Annotated in this window: 20 protein-coding genes; 16 read left to right on the forward strand and 4 right to left on the reverse strand. The window is 30.6% G+C overall.

Going from position 1 to position 19524, the window contains the following annotated elements:
* Positions 1-154: 154 nt before the first annotated feature.
* The 15 genes from CLU82_RS01540 to CLU82_RS01615 all read left to right on the forward strand — a co-directional run bounded on the left by CLU82_RS01540 (position 155) and on the right by CLU82_RS01615 (position 11351).
* Positions 155-736 (forward strand): DUF3137 domain-containing protein, encoded by a 582-nt coding sequence (locus CLU82_RS01540; RefSeq protein WP_100841425.1) that lies wholly within the window; start codon positions 155-157, stop codon positions 734-736.
* A gap of 151 nt (positions 737-887) precedes the next feature.
* Positions 888-1850, forward strand: coding sequence for a hypothetical protein (locus CLU82_RS01545; protein WP_100841426.1), 963 nt, complete (start codon positions 888-890; stop codon positions 1848-1850).
* A 164-nt stretch (positions 1851-2014) separates the two neighbouring features.
* Complete coding sequence (locus tag CLU82_RS01550) at positions 2015-3157, forward strand: hypothetical protein (protein WP_100841427.1); 1143 nt, start codon at positions 2015-2017, stop codon at positions 3155-3157.
* A gap of 279 nt (positions 3158-3436) precedes the next feature.
* Positions 3437-3994 carry a protein adenylyltransferase Fic gene (gene fic, locus CLU82_RS01555; protein ID WP_100841399.1) on the forward strand — a complete coding sequence of 186 codons (558 nt, stop codon included), beginning with the start codon at positions 3437-3439 and terminating at the stop codon, positions 3992-3994.
* Between the two features lie 199 nt (positions 3995-4193).
* A complete protein-coding gene (locus tag CLU82_RS01560; RefSeq protein ID WP_100841428.1) occupies positions 4194-4478 on the forward strand; it encodes a hypothetical protein in 285 nt (94 codons plus the stop codon).
* 3 nt (positions 4479-4481) lie between these two features.
* Positions 4482-4994: a hypothetical protein gene (locus tag CLU82_RS01565; RefSeq protein WP_100841429.1), complete on the forward strand. Its 513-nt coding sequence runs from the start codon at positions 4482-4484 to the stop codon at positions 4992-4994.
* A gap of 237 nt (positions 4995-5231) precedes the next feature.
* A complete protein-coding gene (locus tag CLU82_RS01570; protein WP_100841430.1) occupies positions 5232-5876 on the forward strand; it encodes a DUF3575 domain-containing protein in 645 nt (214 codons plus the stop codon).
* Positions 5877-6743: 867 nt separating this feature from the next.
* Positions 6744-7247 carry a carboxypeptidase-like regulatory domain-containing protein gene (locus CLU82_RS01580; protein WP_100841432.1) on the forward strand — a complete coding sequence of 168 codons (504 nt, stop codon included), beginning with the start codon at positions 6744-6746 and terminating at the stop codon, positions 7245-7247.
* Between the two features lie 195 nt (positions 7248-7442).
* Positions 7443-8369: a DUF6438 domain-containing protein gene (locus CLU82_RS01585; RefSeq protein WP_157813303.1), complete on the forward strand. Its 927-nt coding sequence runs from the start codon at positions 7443-7445 to the stop codon at positions 8367-8369.
* A gap of 215 nt (positions 8370-8584) precedes the next feature.
* Positions 8585-9061 carry a hypothetical protein gene (locus tag CLU82_RS01590; protein ID WP_198520174.1) on the forward strand — a complete coding sequence of 159 codons (477 nt, stop codon included), beginning with the start codon at positions 8585-8587 and terminating at the stop codon, positions 9059-9061.
* Positions 9062-9216: 155 nt separating this feature from the next.
* Entirely contained in the window at positions 9217-9717 is a 501-nt protein-coding gene (locus CLU82_RS01595; RefSeq protein WP_100841434.1) for a hypothetical protein, read from the forward strand.
* A 176-nt stretch (positions 9718-9893) separates the two neighbouring features.
* On the forward strand, positions 9894-10190 hold the full coding sequence (locus CLU82_RS01600) for a nucleotidyltransferase family protein (protein WP_100841435.1): 297 nt from the start codon (positions 9894-9896) through the stop codon (positions 10188-10190).
* Complete coding sequence (locus CLU82_RS01605) at positions 10171-10527, forward strand: DUF86 domain-containing protein (protein ID WP_198520175.1); 357 nt, start codon at positions 10171-10173, stop codon at positions 10525-10527. Before CLU82_RS01600 ends, CLU82_RS01605 begins: the two co-directional genes overlap by 20 nt.
* Positions 10528-10711: 184 nt before the next feature.
* The gene (locus CLU82_RS01610) at positions 10712-11011 is read left to right on the forward strand and encodes a nucleotidyltransferase family protein (RefSeq protein ID WP_100841437.1); all 300 of its coding nucleotides are present in this window, start codon (positions 10712-10714) and stop codon (positions 11009-11011) included.
* Complete coding sequence (locus CLU82_RS01615) at positions 11004-11351, forward strand: DUF86 domain-containing protein (protein ID WP_100841438.1); 348 nt, start codon at positions 11004-11006, stop codon at positions 11349-11351. Before CLU82_RS01610 ends, CLU82_RS01615 begins: the two co-directional genes overlap by 8 nt.
* Positions 11352-11371: 20 nt before the next feature.
* On the opposite strand, the gene CLU82_RS01620 is transcribed toward CLU82_RS01615, so the two are convergent.
* Positions 11372-12196, reverse strand: a complete 825-nt coding sequence (locus CLU82_RS01620; RefSeq protein WP_100841439.1) for a hypothetical protein — start codon at positions 12194-12196, stop codon at positions 11372-11374.
* A 389-nt stretch (positions 12197-12585) separates the two neighbouring features.
* Here CLU82_RS01620 and CLU82_RS01625 point away from each other — a divergent pair, with 389 nt between their 5' ends.
* Complete coding sequence (locus CLU82_RS01625; RefSeq protein WP_100841440.1) at positions 12586-13569, forward strand: IS110 family transposase; 984 nt, start codon at positions 12586-12588, stop codon at positions 13567-13569.
* A 482-nt stretch (positions 13570-14051) separates the two neighbouring features.
* Here the strand turns inward: CLU82_RS01625 and CLU82_RS01630 are convergent, their stop codons facing one another.
* The 3 genes from CLU82_RS01630 to CLU82_RS01640 form a co-directional block, all read right to left on the reverse strand.
* On the reverse strand, positions 14052-17294 hold the full coding sequence (locus tag CLU82_RS01630; protein WP_100841441.1) for a YCF48-related protein: 3243 nt from the start codon (positions 17292-17294) through the stop codon (positions 14052-14054).
* A 165-nt stretch (positions 17295-17459) separates the two neighbouring features.
* Positions 17460-18329, reverse strand: coding sequence for a DUF2711 family protein (locus tag CLU82_RS01635; RefSeq protein ID WP_157813304.1), 870 nt, complete (start codon positions 18327-18329; stop codon positions 17460-17462).
* Positions 18330-18464: 135 nt separating this feature from the next.
* A complete protein-coding gene (locus CLU82_RS01640) occupies positions 18465-18905 on the reverse strand; it encodes a hypothetical protein (RefSeq protein WP_100841443.1) in 441 nt (146 codons plus the stop codon).
* Positions 18906-19524: the final 619 nt, after the last annotated feature.

A 19524-nucleotide genomic window follows, 5' to 3' on the forward strand; every position in this document is an offset into this window, starting at 1 on the left:
ACAAGATACTTGGGGATTTGGCTGAAGTTGAAGATGGTTTTGTATTTGGAAAATTAGTGTTTAATGGAAAAAACTCGCATCTTTAACCCCAAGCATCTTGTAGCGCCAGGACGTTAGCAGTAAGCATAAAAAAAATCGTAAACCGAAAGTAAAAGTGATAAACAAAAAGTCAAATATTTGGGAAGAATTCGCAAAGGAAACTAACGGAAAATTTATTGAGGAATTTTCTTGGCACTCGGCGAAAACTGAAATTGAATATAACGGTTTGAAAATTATTTTTGACAATTATACTTTATGGTCAGGGAAATTTAGCACGGAAATGACAAGAATAATAGTTCCTTATAATTCTTTTGAGAATTTTAAGTTTGAAATTTGTCGAAGCGGAATTATACGAAATATTGAAAAACTATTTGGAGCGCAGGATGTGAAAATTGGAAGAGAAGAATTTGACAAAAAGTTCATAATTAAAACCAATAATGAACATAAAATCAAAACAATACTTCAGAATAAGAAAATCAGAAACTTAATAGAAATACAAAAAAATATAAATATTCAAATATCTGACGAAAAAGGAATTTGGGAAGGAAAACTTCCTGAAAACCAATTTGAATTGTGTTTTTACGATGATGGAGAAATTAAAGATATTGAAAGGTTGAAATCTTTACTGAATCTAATCAAAGAATTTATTGACGAACTTACTGAATTAAAAATAATAAATAAAAAAGCCTACTGCTAACAGCCGTTTGTCGTGATTGGGGCTTTAGTGGAATTAACGTTTTTATTCAAATATTCGTTCAGCCGAAAATACTCGGCTTCGAAATCCCCAACCACGACAAGCGCCAGGACGTTAGTGGTAATTTTAAAAAAACTGAATCTAATCACAAAATATGTTTCAAATATTTAACACTCTTACTGAGAATATTAAAGATCGAGTTAAAAATCCATTCTTTGCGACCTTAATTGGAGTTTGGCTGGTAAGAAATTGGGAACTAGTTTATAGCATTTTTAACTTCGATAATGATTGCCAACTTTTAGATAAAGTTAACTTCGTAAAAGATTTTTATAGGCCGAAAAATTTTTGGAATGAATTAGGAACAAACGTTGGAATTGCATTTGGGCTGATGCTTATCGGTTATATGCTAATAATAATAACACGAATTATTGTTAATCAAGTAGAATATAAAATTATTCCTTTTCTTAATGACAAAGCTTCTAACGGATTAGCCGTAAAACAGACACTCTATGAACAAGTAAAGAAAGAAAGATTTGAATTACGTAATGATTTAGAAATTGTAAATAAAAAATTAATCGAAACCGAAGTTGCAAATACAAATTATAAAAATGAAAATGCAACTTTAAAAATCGATATTCTTTCAAAAGAAAATAATATTTTGTCATTAAAAAATGAGAATCAAAACATAATTGGAGAAAGACAATTAGTAAGTGAGCAAAACCAAAAATTGTCATACGAAATTGACCGATATTCAAAAAGAAATGAAGAACTATTAGACAGACAAATTATTTCTGAATTTCTAAATAGAAACAATTTGTCTGAGACAAAAAATATTGGAGTTCCAAAAATTATTGAAACATTCAAAGAACTAAGAGAACAAAACTTAGAAACTGAATTTTTAACTGTCGCTGAATGTATTTATGGTACTAATCTCACTACTGGAATAGAGATGAGTCGTGCCGAAAAATACGTAGAAATGAATTTAATTGAAATACATAACGGATATAAAGATAAACGGAGTATTTCAAGTAAAGATATGGATTTGACATCTCAAGGTTATTCTATTTTTGCAAACAAAATTATACTTGAAAATGCATTAAAAAAAATCACTGAATAAAAAAACTACCACTAACAGCCGTTACAATATACTTAGGCATTTGGCTTAATTTAAAGATGGTTTTGTATTTGGAAAATTTGTGCATAATGGAAAAAACTCGCATCTTTAACCCCAAGCATCTTGTAGCGCCAGGACGTTATGTGCAAGCTTAAAACAACACTCATTTGAAAGAAGACGTAAAATATAAACTAGACCAAATAGCTAATGTTTGGAATGATTTCATTTGGGAATATGGCATCTGCAAAAAAACTATAAAATTCACATCTGACATACAAACAAATTATTTTGGGGATATTTTAAGTTACTTCCAAGACACTTTTGACATTATATTTGACAATAGTGAATCTAAATCATATTCTGATAAATTTTCAAACCAGATAAGTTTATTACAAAGTATTTATGTTCAGCAAGACTTTATAGAAGAATTATTAATTATTTTCAAATGTGGTATAGATAAAGGGGAATTAAAGAAAGACTCTAATTATTTCATAAATCGTGAAATAAGAAATGAATTAGTTGGCCATCCAATTAGAAAAAATAGAGGTCAATTTATTTCTTCTTGCCTATTTAGTTATGAAGGAAGAAGTGACAAAATTGCTTATCTAAGATATCATAAAGACAATAATTACGAATTTGAATCAATGGAATTTGAAATTTCAGACATTGTTTTACGGCATAGGGACTTTTTGATAAAGTACTTTGATAAAATCTTGGATAAACTAAAACGTATTTTATCAAGTTTTGTAAAAGAATTAGAAAACTTGGAAGTTTTACTAAATTCTAAAAGTTTTGAGGAACTCCTTAATATTCTGACTGTCTTTTATGAAACAATTTTTAAATATGATTTCATATATGACAAAGAATCTTTATTAAATATTTATTCACGAAAAGATGAACATAGAAGGTATCAAAATATTATTGATAATTTTTACAGAGATTTAAAAAGTTCGTTAAAAGAAAAAAAAGAATATGCAATTGAAGTTTTTGAACCAAATAAAATATTCGAAGAATTCGAAATTGAAAGACCTGAATTTGATATTAAAATAATAAAATTCATTGATGCTTCAACAAGAACCAAAACTGAAAAAACAGAAATACCTGTAACATATAATTACGAACTTGGAAAAATTGCAACAAAACGAAATATAATAGATTTCCGTCATTTTGGAGGTACACTAAAACGAAAATGTGCGGAAAATCAAACAGTTCTTAATGAATTGGAGCATATGGAATTGAATATTGATGACGAAATTGAATATTTTTCAGCATTTAAATTAATTTGGAATGAACTAAATAACGACGATTAAAAAGCCAGCACATAACAGCCGTTACAAGAGATTTGGGCATTTGGCTGAATTTAAAGATTGTTTTGTACTTGGAAAACTTGTGCATAATGGAAAAAACTCGCATCTTTAATCCCAAACCTCTTGTAGCGCCAGGACGTTACCAGCAAGCGCCGATTAGAACGAAATTGGAACAGAAAAAGAGATAATAAAAACTTGAAAAATCAATCTTTTTTAAAGTAATTCACAAACATTTAAAGTATTTTTGACAGAGAAATTTACAGATAAATAAATCTAAATTATATGAAAAATGTTGATAAAAATAGTTTAGAAAATGCCTATCGTTTGTTTGATTCAAATGATATTGATAAAATAGAAATTGGTACAACCAAAGGTTTGAAACAAATTCATAACTATTTGTTTAGTGGATTATATGATTTTGCTGGAAAAGTGCGTACTCTAAATATATCAAAAGGTGGTTTTAGATTTGCCAACGCTTTATATCTAAACGAAATTTTAGTTAAAATTGAACAAATGCCTGAAACCAGTTTTGAAGAAATTATTGCTAAATATGTAGAAATGAATATTGCTCATCCTTTTATGGAAGGCAACGGAAGAACAATGCGTATTTGGTTGGATATGATTTTAAAAGCCAGACTTATAAAAATGGTTAATTGGCAATTAGTAGATAAATCACTTTATTTACAAGCTATGGAAAGAAGTCCAATTAACGATTTGGAATTGAGAACTTTATTGCAAAGTAATTTAACCGAAGAAGTAAATAATAGAGAAGTTATTTTTAAAGGAATTGAGCAATCTTATTATTATGAAGGATATACGAAAGAGGACGATGATGAATAATCCACTCACATACTCCATTTAAAAGATGCCAGCTGGTAACAGCCGTTACAAGAGATTTGGGCATTTGGCTGAATTTGAAGATAGTTTTGTACTTGGAAAATTTGTGTTTAATGGAAAAAATTACGCATCTTTAATCCCAAACCTCTTGTAGCGCCAGGACGTTAGTGGTAATTTTGCCGTAAAAACAGACAAAACCCTTATGAATAAAGAGAATATTAAGAATGAATTAATATCAGAAGTTCAAAAACAATTGAATTTATCTGAAAATAAAATCGGAGGAAATTCAGGCTTGGGAAAAATTCAAGCAATGGCTGAACATATGGGAAAAGCTGATGATTTTAGTAAAAAAATTGTGGATTTATTAAATGAAATTTTAGTGAAGAACAATGTTGAATTTATAGATGAAAAAGAAAAAGATACTTTAATAGCATATCTAAAACCTACAATTACAGAATCAATTCAAAAATTCATTTTAAACGATTAAAATATGAAAAAAATAATATTTACATTTTTACTTTTGACTCTAACATCAATTTCATTTTCTCAAAACAAAACAAAAACTGTTGCTAAAGTAAATACAACTGCAACAACAAAACTAACTACAAAATGTACAGCCGAAATTAGTTGTAGCCAAAAATTTGGTGTTACTGTTTATGACCGAGAATATTTATTAACTGTTATTTTCGACAACAAAGAAATTAAATTTTCAACAAAAGAAAATCCGATTGATAAAATTATGAATAGCTATGTTATTACTAAAAAAACTGAAAAATATGTCGTCGCTACAGACAAAGAAGGAAACTATTCTTTTTTCAACATAAAGAAAAAGCAATTTTATAATATTGATTATTATATGAATAGGTATTTAACAGCAGGTTACGGAACAGAGACAACTGAAATACAAAAAAGTACTGAAAAAATGATGGAATCATTAAAAAGCGGAAGTACACAAAAAGACGTAATACAAGATTTGATTAAGCAAGCCGAATACGATTTCTAAAAAAACTACCACTAACAGCCGTTACAGGATACTTGGGCATTTGGCAGAATTTAATGATGGTTTTGTATTTGGAAAATTTGTGCATAATGGAAAAAACGCGCATCTTTAACCCCAAGCATCCTGTAGCGCCAGGACGTTACTGGATAGTTGTCGCAGAATCAAGAATATTTGCTGTAAAAAAAGATAAATTTTAGAAATGAAAAGTAAGATAGTAATTTTAATTTTGATGTTTTCAACTTGTATTTATTCACAAGAATTAAAAAAAACAATTGGGCTATAAAAATTAACACTTTACAATTAGTTGATAATTTTTCATTTCCAACTTTACAATTATCAGCTGAAAGAAAATTAAACTCATATTTAAGTTTGAATATTGAAGCTGGTTATCAAATTTACGATAACTCTACATCGGCTGATACAATATTTTTAAAGCAAAAAGGTTTTAAAACCAATATTGAAGGAAGAATTTATCTCCAAAAACTCCTTGCCTCGAGAGTTAAATCTAATAGAAGTGAATTATACGTTGGACTTCAATTGTTTTACAGAGAAAACCAAACAACGAACACATTAACTTATGTTTCGAGTGACCCAACAAATAATAACACGTATGAAGATGATTTTGGAGTAAAGAAAAGAGCTAAAGGAATTAATTTAACTTTCGGAAACCAAATTTCAATTACAAAGAAAGTTCTTTTGGAGCCATTTATAGTACTTGGTTATATGAATAAAAAAGTAATCAATACCAATATGCAATATGATGAAAATAAACATTCAACTGATTTAAATGATGGAGTACCAATACTAGTTGGCAAAGATTTAGAAAGTAGTTCAGGAAATATGATTAATTTTGGATTTGGATTTAGAGTGGGATACAGATTTTAAATATATAAAACCAGCACACAACAGCTAGTTCAACGGATTTGGATGAGTTGGTAAATCCGAAGAATGGGCTTGATTTAGTCCCAAACCTGCTGTAGTAGCGGAACGTTATGCCGAAATTACGCAGATAAAAACAATTTGAAAATTGAAATGTGAAAGCTGGAATGTGCCAACAGAAACTTAAAAAGTTTGCGGTTAAATTCATAATTTCGGCAAAAAACAACCATCCAGTAACAGCCGTTACAAGAGATTTGGGCATTTGGCTGAATTTAAAAATGGTTTTGTACTTGGAAAATTTGTGCATAATGGAAAAAATACGCATCTTTAATCCCAAACCTCTTGTAGCGCCAGGACGTTACTGGCAAGTTGCGCCGAAAATACGCAGATGAAAACAATTTGAAAATATGAATTTGTTTACGCAGAAAACTTCAAAGCAGAAGCGTGAAAATTGGAATCTAAAAAGCAGAAACTTGAAAATTGAAGTTTGCCAACAGAAGCGTGAAAATTGGAATCTGAAAAGCAGAAACGTGAAAGTTGGAATCTGAAAAACAAACCAACAAAACTGAAAATTCAAAAAGAAATATATCGAAAATTACAAACCGAAAAGCAGAAACGTGAAAGTTGGAATTTGTCAATTGAAGCGTAAAAAGTTTACGGTTAAATTCGTATTTTCGACAAAACAACCAGCCTGTAACAGCCGTTTGGCGAGATTGGGGTTTTAGGCTTAATTTGAAGTTGGTTTTGTATTTGGAAAATTTGTGCATAATGGAAAAATTACGCATCTTTATTCCCCAACCTCGCCAAGCGCCAAGACGTTGTAGGCAATTTTAGCGCACCGACGTAAAAATCACAAAATGAAATTTAATTAAAATGAAAAAAATTTACACTATTATTTTATTGGTTTTTTTATTTCCAATTTTGGCACAAAACAAAAACATAGAATATGTTAATGTGGAAGAGAAATTAGATAGTATAAAAATTACAGAAAATAAAATAATTGGTTATGCCGACACTACTATTGTAAAAATTAAGGGTAAAATTATTAACAAAGAAAATGTTGGTGTAGATGAAACCGAGATATTGATAACAAACTTAAATTCTAAAGAAATTAATACATTTAAAACTAATGAAAAAGGAAATTTCGATATTAATATTGAAAAAGGAAATTATTCAATATTATTCAGTAAACTTAATTTTGGAAAAATATTAATAGAAAAAAATGAATTTAAAGAAGGCCAAATTCAAGAAATAAACATAAATTTTGGTTCAAGGATAAAAACAACTAAATATCAATGGATTCCAGGCGAAAGTTTAATATTAAAAATTCCAAATCAAAACAAGAAGAAAATTAAAACAAACAAAACCATCCGCTAACAGCCGTTACAAGATATTTGGGCATTTGGCTTAATTTAAATATGGTTTTGTACTTGGAAAATTCACTTCGTCCGTTCGCTATCGCTCGGGTGTGTATAATGGAAAAAACTCGCATCTTTAATCCCAAACATTTTGTAGCGCCAGGACGTTGTACGACATACAAAAAAAAACTCGTACAAAACGAACAGACAAATTATGATTAAAATATTTTTTCAAATAATAATTTTCTTGACAATCTCTCAATCTTGTAAGGGACAAACAGACAATACTGTTTTACATAAGGCGAATTATATTGACAGTATTCAGAACACAAAACAAATTACTGACCTAATTTCAAAAATTGATAATAGATACAAAGAATTTAAACCAAATGACAGTTTGGAATTCGCTGACAAAAAATGTCAAAATCTAAGTGACAGTTTAAAAGTTCAACCTTGGACAAAGACCGATTTTGACAACAACGGACTAACTGATATTTTAGTTATTGGAAATTGGAATGACTATTCAGTGATTTGTATTTTAGACAAAGATGGTAAATATGAAATAAATCATATAACAAGAAGAAGTTTTCAAGAGTGTACTTTTCCTGTGGTTGAGAATAATAAGATTAAATATTATTTTGAAAATGAGCAAGAACGTGGGAAATGGGACGAGCCTCGAAAACTTAAACAGATTACATTAACATATAAATTTGGCGACTTCATTGAAGAAAATCAAACACCTGCAAATCATAAAATTAAAAAAATCGAATATTCGACTACGGGTTGTTATGGAACTTGTCCAATTTTCAAGCTAACAATCAATTTCGATAAATCTGCGAAGTGGAAAGCAGAAATATATAACGAAATAAGTAACAAAGAAGTAATCGGAAATTTCAATTCAAAAATCACAGAAGATAAATATAATGAAATTGTGGATTTACTTAACTATATTGACTTTAAAAAATTAAAGGATAATTATGCTGTTGATTGGACAGACGACCAATCTTCAACATTAAAAATAACTTATGACAATGGTAAAACTAAATCGATTAGAGATTACGGTTTAATTGGAACATATGGACTTGACAGAGTTTATCACTTGTTATTTGAACTAAGAGAAAATCAAAAATGGAAAAAATAAAAACTGCCTACAACAGCCGTTACAAGAGATTTGGGCATTAGTCTGAATTTAAAAATGGTTTTGTACTTGGAAAATTTGTGCATAATGGAAAAAACTCGCATCTTTAATCCCAAACCTCTTGTAGCGCCAGAACGTTAGCTGCAAGCAAAAAAAAACGATACGAAACCGCATTTGAAGAATATGAAAATGAAGATGATGATGGAAGGCATAGACTTGTGTACGCTTACTTTGGTCTTGCAGTTTATTTTGGTCAAGTTTTAGAAGAAGCTTTTTCTATAATGTTATGGACAAATCGTATTTTTAAAAACCAAGCAAAATCCACTAAAGAAATAAATGATATTATAGATACCATCGAAAATTCCAAAAAGACAATGGGTAATTTACTCAATGAAGTTAAGCAGAATTATGGATTGTCAGAAAAGCATCTTATGACTTTAGAGGACGTTTTAAACCGCAGAAATTATATAGTTCATAAATTCTTCAAAATTGAAATCCATAAATTTCATTCTGAGATTGGTAAAAAAGAAATGATAAAGTATCTCTGCGATTTTACAGATGATACTGTAGAAATAGATGCAGAATTAAATCAGTATTTTCAAGATTATAAATTACGATTAGGGTTTACTGACGCTAGAATAGACGAAATAGTTGCAGAAATGAAAGAAAAGGAATTAGCACGAGATAACAAATAACTGCAGGTAACAGCCGTTTGTCGTGATTGGGGTTTTAGTGGAATCAACGTTTTTATTCATATATTCGTTTAACCGAAAATACTCGGCTTCGAAATCCCCAACCACGACAAGCGCCAAGACGTTAGCCGTAATTAAATGACAAATCCTCATAAGAAATGAATCAAATAAAAGCTCTTTATAAATACCTAATTTCTTATTTTAAAAATGATTGGAAATTCAAGGATTATCCATTAAAAACATGGAATAACCAAAATGCAGAAATAGACGAACTAAAATTTGGAGCATCTTTTACAAATTGGACGATGTTTGTAGCACATGGAAACCGAAAAGAAGTTGCAATTGATAATTTAAAAATACAATTTAAAGACTATAAAGCTAAAAACGATGTTCTTCCTCGTCCAGGTAAAAAAGTACCTATTCAATATGCCGAAAGCACTGAAATTGAAAAATATGAAGACATTGCTATAGACTTCTTTGACGAAATAATTGAAATGGATTATTTTAGTTGTTTTATTTCGGATCATAGTAGTTTACACGAATTTGATATAGACACATTAGAAGCTGTTGAAAAAATAAAATCGAAATACCATATCGAATTAGATGAAGATTTAATTCTTGTTGATATTTTTAAACAGATAAAATTTGCCAGCGCCTAACAGCCGTTTGCCGTGATTGGGGTTTTAGTGGAATCAACGTTTTTATTCATATATTCGTTTAGCCGAAAATACTCGGCTTCGAAATTCCCCAACCACGACAAGCGCCAGAACGTTGGTAGCTAGTTACGCGCAGAATTTCAAACGACAAACTTTCGTATATTTGAAAAAAGTTTCCAATGACCACAAAAGAAAACATATTAAAAGTATTAAAATCAAATAAAATAAAACTTTCGAAATTTGGTATTCGAAATGTTGGTTTATTTGGTTCATACATTCGTAATGAACAATCGAAAGAAAGTGATATCGATTTACTAATTGATTTTGAGCCTGAAAAAGAAAACTTTGACAACTATATGGCAGTTTATGATTTATTTGAAAAAATTTTCAAAAACGAAAAAATAGAAGTCGTAACTAAAAATGGATTGAGTCCTTACATTGGTCCTAAAATCTTAAATGAAGTTCAATATGTCTAAAGACCCAAAAGAATATCTTAGACATATTCAAGACGAATGTTCGTATATTATTTCTGTTACCGAGAATTTATCTTTCAACGATTTTATAGAAGATGAAACCTTAAAGCAAGCGGTAGTAAGAAGTTTGGAAATTATTGGTGAAGCAACTAAGAAAATAACTGCAGATTTCAAAGTGAAATGGAATACCATCCATTGGAAAAATATGGCAGGAATGAGAGATAGATTAATTCACGATTATATTGGTGTAAATTATGCAATTGTTTGGGATGTTATGAAAAATAAAATTCCCGATACTCATAAACAAATTTCTGAATTCCTAAATGAAAATAAAAACTAGTGGAGCCGTTACAAGAGATTTGGGCAAAAGGCTGAATTTGAATATGGTTTTGTACTTGGGAAATTTGTGCATAATGGAAAAAACTCGCATCTTTAATCCCAAACCTCTTGTAGCGCCAGGACGTTGGCAGTAATTATCCGGCAGAATCGGAAACTTATAGAAACTTTTTTCCTAAATTTGAATTATGATTCTAATAGAAAGAAATATTGACCGTCTAAAAATAATTTGTTCAACTTACAATGTGGACAAAATGTATCTATTTGGCTCTGCTTTAAATTCAAACTTTAACGACAAAAGCGATATTGATTTTTTAGTTAAATTCAAATCTTTTGAATTATCTCAATATTTTGATAATTACATAAATCTGAAAGAAAATTTAAAAAATTTATTTGGAAGAGAAGTCGATTTACTTGAAGAGCAAACACTTAAAAATCCAATTCTGATAAATTCAATAAACAAATCTAAAGAACTTATTTATGGATGAGAGAATCCTAAAATGGTTGTTTGATATTAAAATGGCTATCGATGAAATTGATAGTTATTTCATAAATGAATCAAAAGATTTTTTTAAATATCGAGATAACTTGATGTTAAAAAGAGCGGTTGAAAGAGATTTAGAAATTATTGGAGAAGCAACTAACCGAATTATTACACGAGATAAAACATTTGAAATTAAAATAACAAATGCAAAAGCAATAATTAGTTTGAGAAATCAAGTAATTCACGCTTATGATAATATTTCAGATGAAAATATTTGGTCTATACTGACAAATCATCTTCCAAAACTTAAAAAGGAAATTGAAAATCTAATCCACGAAAAATAACTACTGCCAACAGCCGTAGTTTATTTTACTTTAACACTTTCAATTCCGTTTTCCGTTATAATGATAACCGTTATATTTTCAGCTCGCTCATTGTCGGAATACTTTAATTCCAATTGTAAGCCTATTAAATCTTTCGGTATTATTGTCAATTCTCCATCAGCTTCTTCTGATGTTCCGTGAAAATATTTCTCATATTTAGCCTCTAAATCTCTCGATTGAAAAGGTTGTAAATTATTAATTTTTGGTAATTCTTCAATAAATGTAAAATTATTTCCTTTACTCAATTGTGATAATTGTAAATTGTATGCTGGAGTTTCAGAATTATTATGTATTACGATGGAAAAACTCCATCTTAAACCCCAGTGAACATATAAATCTGTTCCAGCCGGAATTGGCTGTTCAAAAACTTCTATATTTTTAGAGCTATAACCATTGTGTACTCTTGAGTAATGTGACCAAATTAATTCAGCTTCGAGATAAGGTTTTGTTCCCCTAATTTTTTTGCCTTCAATTGCGTGACTCATTTGCTCTTCTGCATTTTTCTTCCATTGCTCTAAAACTTCTTTAGTATATTTTGCAACATCTCTATCAATCATAATTGAGCAGTTTGAGCATAACCAAATTCCATTATTTGGATATTTTCTTTCGGCTTCTGTTAAGTTAGGATTAAATCTTGGTCCATTTTCAGATGCGGCAGTGATATGTGCAGCAATTCCAACAATAGTAGCTTTTTGCACATCTGTATTTGGTCCAACAGTATGTTTATTACAATTAGGATTTGAACAAATATATCCAACTCTTTTGGCTAAAATATCAACTGTTTGTTTTGTGAAATTATCTCTCATTAGTTCGGTTTTACACGAATTTGGTGGGCATTACCACTAACGTCCTGGCGCTACAAGAGGTTTGGGATTAAAGAGGCGAGTTTTTTCCATTATGCATAAATTTTCCAAGTACAAAACCATCTTTAAATTCAGCCAAATGCCCAAATCTCTTGTAACGGCTCCTATGTTTGTAAATTCATATATTTAAGTAATAATAAAACAAAAATTGAAAGAACAAATGAGCAAAACAAGATATTGTAACGGCTTAGGCATTATAGCTTCACTAACATGATTATCCCTGCTCATTTCTTGCTTCAAACCGTACAGTTTATTTGAACATAAAGTTCGTGCTAGGATCGTTGGTTGTATTGCAAGATTTGTTCTATCAATAAAAAATAAAAGTAAAGAAAATGGAAAACAAAAACAACTATTGTGGAATTGATGTTTCGAGTGAAACATTAGATGCTTATTTTAAAAATAAGAAGGGTATTGAACAACATTTGCAAGTTTCCAATTCCGTATCTGGATTTAGAGAATTGATAAAAGAAACAGGAAAAGAAACTCACTTTGTTATGGAATCAACAGGTGTTTATCATTTGAGTTTTATATTCTTTTTGAATACCAAAAATATAAAATTTAGTGTTGTGAATGCGCTTCAAATCAAGCGTTACATTCAAATGCATTTAGAGCGCAATAAATCGGATAAGAAAGATGCAAAACGGATCTATGAATATGGATTAGATCGTCATCCAGAATTATATCAAATGCCTGACAACACTTACTTTGAATGTCGTTCTTTAAATAATTGTATACACGATTTAACCAAAGAAATCACCAAGTTCAGCAATCATATACATAGCTTAAAGAAGTGTCCTTTTGATACGAAATCGGTAGAGAAAAGCTTTGATAAAATCATCAAAAAACTAAGAGAAGAGAAGCAAAATTTAGAACTTGAGTTACAAGAAAAACTCGTTGAATGGGAAGGAGAAACTTTAAAATTAGTACAGAGTGTAAAAGGAATTGGAACTAGAGCATCAGCCGAATTAATTATCTATACTAAAGGGTTTAAAGATATGAATTCCTATAAACAATTGATCTCGTATGCAGGGTTAAGTCCCACCGAATATCAAAGTGGAAGTAGTATAAGAGGAAAGGTTAGAATCTGTAAACAAGGAGGAAAACAACTACGTAACATCTTATATATGTGCGCGCTAAATGCAAAGAAAACCAATGCACATTGTAGTGCATTATATGACCGATTAGTAGCTAATGGAAAGAACAAAAAAGTAGCTCTAATTGCAGTGTGCAATAAGCTGCTGAAAATTGTATTTGGAGTAGTCAAAAACAGAACTTTATACCAGAATATTTATTTACAAAAAACGGCTTGTTGGTAGCTGGTTATTTTTGTCGAAAATGCGAATTTAACCCAAACTTTTCAAGCTTCTATTTACAAACTCCAACTTTCAAGTTTTAGCTTTTAGTTCGCAGTTTTCAATGCATTATTTTTTAAATTTCTTTTTTCTGTTTGTAATTTCTGCGTTCAATTTTTCAAGTTTCAATTAGCGATTCCGACTTTCACGCTTCTGCTTTTCATATTCCAATTTTCAAGTTTTCACAATTAAACATCAACTTTTCAATTTCGGATTTCAGACTTTCGCTTTTCAATTTTCTGCGTAAAGAATTGCGTTAATTTCTTATGATTTCCGTCTGCGTATTTTCGACCGTAACTAGCTACCAACGTTCCCTTGCTACAAGAGGCTTGGGGTTAAATTAAGCCTTATTTTCGGATTTGCCTAAACTTTCCAAATACAAGACCATTTTTAAATTAAGCCAAAATGCCCAAATCTCTTGTAGCAAGTGTTGGGCAATCGTGTTTTTAATTCATTATTAATTTCGATGAGGCTACTTTTAAATTTTCAAAATTTACTTTTACCACATATATCCCTTTTTTAAAATTTGATACATCAATTTTTATATCAGAGATATTGGAAACGTTTTCATAGTGAACACGTTGACCTAAAACATTATAAAATTCAATAGATTTAGCTTTTTCAGCAGTATTAGATTTAATAGTTACAAAATCAGTTGCCGGGTTGGGATAGATGGCTATTTTGTTTGATAATTCAAAATCTGTGGCACTCAACGTTCCTGTGGTATATTGGTAGGTATCTGAATAAATCACATTCCCATTGTTATTGGCAACTAAGCGGTAGTAATAGGTTTGATTGGGCAAAGGATCGTTGATTATTGCGCTTATCAAATTAGTGTTATACCCATAAACAGAATTGGGTGTTGCCGATAGTGTCGAACCAAAACTGTTAGTAACACCATATTCGAAATGAATGTTTGTTAAATAAGAGCCATAACTATTAATCAGTCCTTTCAATGCTAAAGCATTTGGAGTTTCACCTGTTGCACTACCAACTAGTATAATGTTTCCTGAAAAGTTAAAAACTCTTTCAGTGCTATAAATTACTTGTCCGTTCTGCATGGCTTTCAATCGGTAATAATAATTCAAATTGGGATCCAGGCCAATAAGGATTGCACTAACATAGTTAGAATTGTCAGCATCGACTTGTGAAGGATCAGTTGAAATACTGTTTTCATATGCAAGAGTACCATATTCAAATACTATGTCGCTTATAGCTTGACTATAAGATGTTACATAGGCTGTCAAGTTCACGTCTGTTCCATTAATAGTGGGACTGTAAAGATTTATACTACATTCCGGATAAGTTGTAAAGGACTGAACAGCACCATAAATATCCTGTCCTTGATGAGTTGCTTTGATTCTATAATAGTAGCGTGTTGCTGGTTGTAAATTAACTAAATTCCCTGTAACATTTTCTGTGGTATGTCCTACTACAGTGGTGGGTGATCCACTTATAGTGCCGTCAAGAGTATCAGCGCTCATGCCGTATTGAAAACCTACATTGGTAATGTCATGCTGATTAGAAACTATAGTACCTGAAATTTCCGCTGTAGTCGTCTTATAATTATAGGTATAATTTGTTTCTATTTGATAATCGGGCAGTGTGATGAAGCTTAAAATTGGGCTATAATAAATATTTGAATTCTGTGTTGCCGTTAATCTATAGTAATAGGTAGTGTTTGATTGTAAGTTTAGTAAATCACTTGTTACATTCGAAGAGTCATTGGCAGCCACTGTACCAGGTGTTGCAGCAATACTAGTACTGAAAGAGGAATCTAAACTATATTCAAATTGAATGTTTGCAATAGGCAGTCCGTTAGAAGTAGCATTACCCGCTAAGCCGGCACTTGAATTAGTGATTTTTTCAGCAGGATTAACAGTCAAAACTATGGGGTGATATTGTACATCACTTCTATAAATTCTACCACCCGTTCCTGCAGTAAATATTTTATCAGTAGTAAGCTCAATGTCGTTTATGCCACTTCTATCTGTAAGGGATTGCCAAGTTATTCCACCATTTTCCGTCTTAAAAAGGCTTCCGTAATCGTCTGTAATGTAGCCAACGTTTTTGGTATAAAAATTGACTTTTTTATAGTATCCAAATGGAACTTGTAATTGTACCCAGTGCGTTCCACCGTCATTTGTTTTATAGCATAACCCTTGGTCACCTACAAAATACCCATTGTTTTCATCTATAAAATCAAAGCCATTAATCCAACTGTCAGCTAATTTAATACTCACGTTCCAAGTATTTCCACCATCTGTAGTTTTATACACTATACCATTAGAATACCCTGTGTTAATGGCATATCCTACCTGATTATTTAGGAATTGCATCTGACCGAATCTTTGATCAAGAATTTGTGTCCAGTTGGAACCACCATCAGTGGTTTTCATTAGTTTTCTTCGATTAAATCCTCCGGAAATAAAACCAGTATCCTGATCTAGGAAAACAATTGAATTTATTCCTTCGTCAACATAGATGTTCAATTGATTCCATGTAATTCCACCATCTATTGTTTTAAATACATCTCCAGATGGGCTGTTCGTTCCACCTCCAACAGAGTACCCAACATTTTCATTAACAAAATAAAATCCATTGCAATAACTAAAATGATTAACGGTAGATAAATAAGACCAATTGTCTCCAAAATCGATGGTTTTGTAATAGTTATTTCCCGACCTAGCAATGCCTATACCACTACTAAATAATTTAATGCTATTAAAATTTTTATAAGTCATAGAATTTGAAGTCCAACTAATGCCTCCATCGGTTGTTTTCATAATACGGCCATTAACACCTGTAACGTAGCCGGTGTTATTGTCTTCAAAATAAATCCCATAGATGTCATTGCCCCCTACAAACCCATTCTCAAAAAATATAGTATTCCAGGTAATTCCTCCGTCCGTTGTTTTATAGGTTGCACCATATTCACCGGAAGCAAAACCGTTAGTGTCGTCTAAAAAATAAAAATCATGCATTTCCCTAATATTTCCTGAGACCTCCATCCAAGTTTCGCCTCCATCTGTAGTTCTGTACATATTACTATATTCCTGTGATGAAAAACCTAAATTTTTATTAACAAAATATATAGAGTAAAAATTGGAATAATTTGTAACTAAGCTTAGTGTGGTATGCCAATTTACTCCGCCATCAGTAGTCTTTAAAATAGTTCCGTTAGCGCACGTTGCATGTCCTACCAACGAAGAGGTGAAAAAAGTTTTGACTACAGTGGCGTTAGGCACACTCAAGCTTTCCCAGGTACTTCCGCCATCAGTAGTTTTCACGATACTATTGGATGTGGATAGTATTATATTGTTATCATCAAGGATGGTAATGGTATTAAAGTTACCGCTGAAACCGGTAGCTATTTGATTCCATGATGTTCCGTTATCTACAGATTTCAGCACATATCCATTGTCACCTACAATATAACCTGTTGTACTATAAAAACTCATATCATTTCCACTAGCGATATTTTGCTTTTTTGACCAAGAGTTTCCGGCATCCTGCGTTTCCAATAATTCATTAGATGTAATAATGTATCCAATAGTGTTTGTAACAAAGTCAACATCTTTACCTGAATTAACTGTTGGTTTAGGGTTTAATAACTCCCAATTTGTTTGAGAGTGAATTTTATTTATACATAAAATAGCACAAAACAATATAAGTAGATTTTTTTTCATTTCAATTTATTCAGTTTATTCAACATGTTGCCCAACGTTCTGGCGCTTGTCGAGGTTGGGGATTTCGAAGCCGAGTATTTTCGGCTGAACGAATATATGAATAAAAACGTTGATTCCACTAAAACCCCAATCACGACAAACGGCTGTTACCAGTAGTTTTTTTATTTAGTTCCAGAATTTCGACCATTTTTTGTTTTCAGATTTTTGATTCTGCCTTTTTTCTATTTCTAATAGTTTTTCTAATTCTCCATCTAAATAATCCCAATTATGGGTTGTTTTATTGTCACATAAAAATCCTTCAAAGTATTTTTCTGAAATAATTATGTCCATTTTAATTTCGTCCGTTGCAATTAGAAAGAAGAAACTATCCCATTCAATTGTAAACATTATTTCTTTGTCGGTTGAATAAATGTAATAATCATTATAATCAAATTTTTCTAAAAATTCATATTCTGTGAACTCGTTTAGATTAATTGTTTTTATATTCTCATAGAATTCATCAACAAATAATATTTCATTTTTATTGAATAATTTAAAAATTCTATAGATTCCAATTTTAGAAAAAACATCAAAATTTCCTTCAGTTGGATTCCAAATATTATTTTTTGTTGTGTAAGTATTTAGTTTTTCACTCAATTCAGGTTTGTTAAAAATCTTTCTTAAAGCTCCAATTGAAGTTCTTAGAGCTTTATTTATATCAGTATTGTCTTTTAAACCAATTTCATTTATAATTGTTTTCCAATTAATAATTTTACCGTTGTTATAAATTTCAAAATCTGTTGGATAATCTTCATTTGAATAACTTAGTATTTCAGCAATTGGTACTTGAATATTGTTTAAAACATCAATTTCCTTCTTTGCATTTTCTAATGTTATTTTTTCAAATTTTTTATAGTTGTCGCTTTTTGATAAATGATTTTCAATTCTGAAAAATGGTAAATATGCAACATAGACACTATTGTAAAAGTCCTTAAAGTGGTCTTTAATTTTTCCATCGTGAGGATAAATATTTTTGCCTTCGAAAATGTTGCGCAACTTGCCTGTAACGTTCTGGCGCTTGTCGTGGTTGGGGATTTCGAAGCCGAGTATTTTCGGCTAAACGAATATATGAATAAAAACGTTGATTCCACTAAAGCCCCAATCACGACAAACGGCTGTTACCAGCTGTATCTATTTTTCAACTACAAAATCTAATCTTCCAAACATTTCAATAGTCTTTCCGTCAATTTTCATTTCGGTTATTACACGTAGTAAACTATCTTTTTCAGTTTTAGGTTTAAAATCAAAATTAAAATTAGGTTCAGTCAAATTTTTTGCAACTAAAGTTTTCTGTTTAGTAATGTTGTCTATTACGTATAAATTATATTCAGGTATTTTTTCAAATCGTGTGAAGCTACCAGAAATTTTATTTCCATTGCGGAATTTAATTTTAGTCTTTGGTTCAAGCAACATTTGCAAGTTCTCAATTTCTTTGCTTTTTCTATAATCTAAGGTTTCTTCAAGTTTTTTGTTTTTAGCTTTTAGTTCAGCAATTTCCGCAACAAGTTTTTCATCTTTGTTATTACACGAGAATAAAATCAGAAATAGTATGGGAAAAAGTATTTTTTTCATATTTTTTGGTTTGGTTTTCTCTTCTGCGCGGATATAGTTGGTAACGTCCTGGCGCTACAAGAGGTTTGGGATTAAAGATGCGAGTTTTTTCCATTAAACACAAATTTTCCAAGTACAAAACCATATTTAAATTTAGCCAAATGCCCAAATCTCTTGTAACGGCTCCTATGTTATATGATGGTTGTTTTTGTCGAAAATGCGAATTTAACCGTAAACTTTTTCACGCTTCTGTTGGCAAATTCCAACTTTCACGTTTCTACTTTCAGTTCGCAATTTTCAATATTTTTGTTATTAAATTTCTTTTTCAGCTTGTGAATTCTACGTTCAACTTTTCAAGTTTCAATTATCAATTCCGACTTTCACGTTTCTGCTTTTCACATTTCAATTTTCAGTTTTCAATTGTCAAAATCCAACTTTCGCGTTTCTTTTAGCAGATTTCAATTTTCAAATTTTCACAGTTAAACATCAACTTTAAAAATCTTAAATTTTTCAGCGCTCGCTTTTCAATTCTCTGCGCAAAGAAATGCGTATTTTCTAATGATTTCCGTCTGCGTATTTTCGACCATAACTATCATATAACGTCTTGGCGCTACAAGAGGTTTGGGATTAAAGATGCGAG

It is taken from the genome of Flavobacterium sp. 5, from assembly GCF_002813295.1.
Lineage (GTDB): Bacteria > Bacteroidota > Bacteroidia > Flavobacteriales > Flavobacteriaceae > Flavobacterium.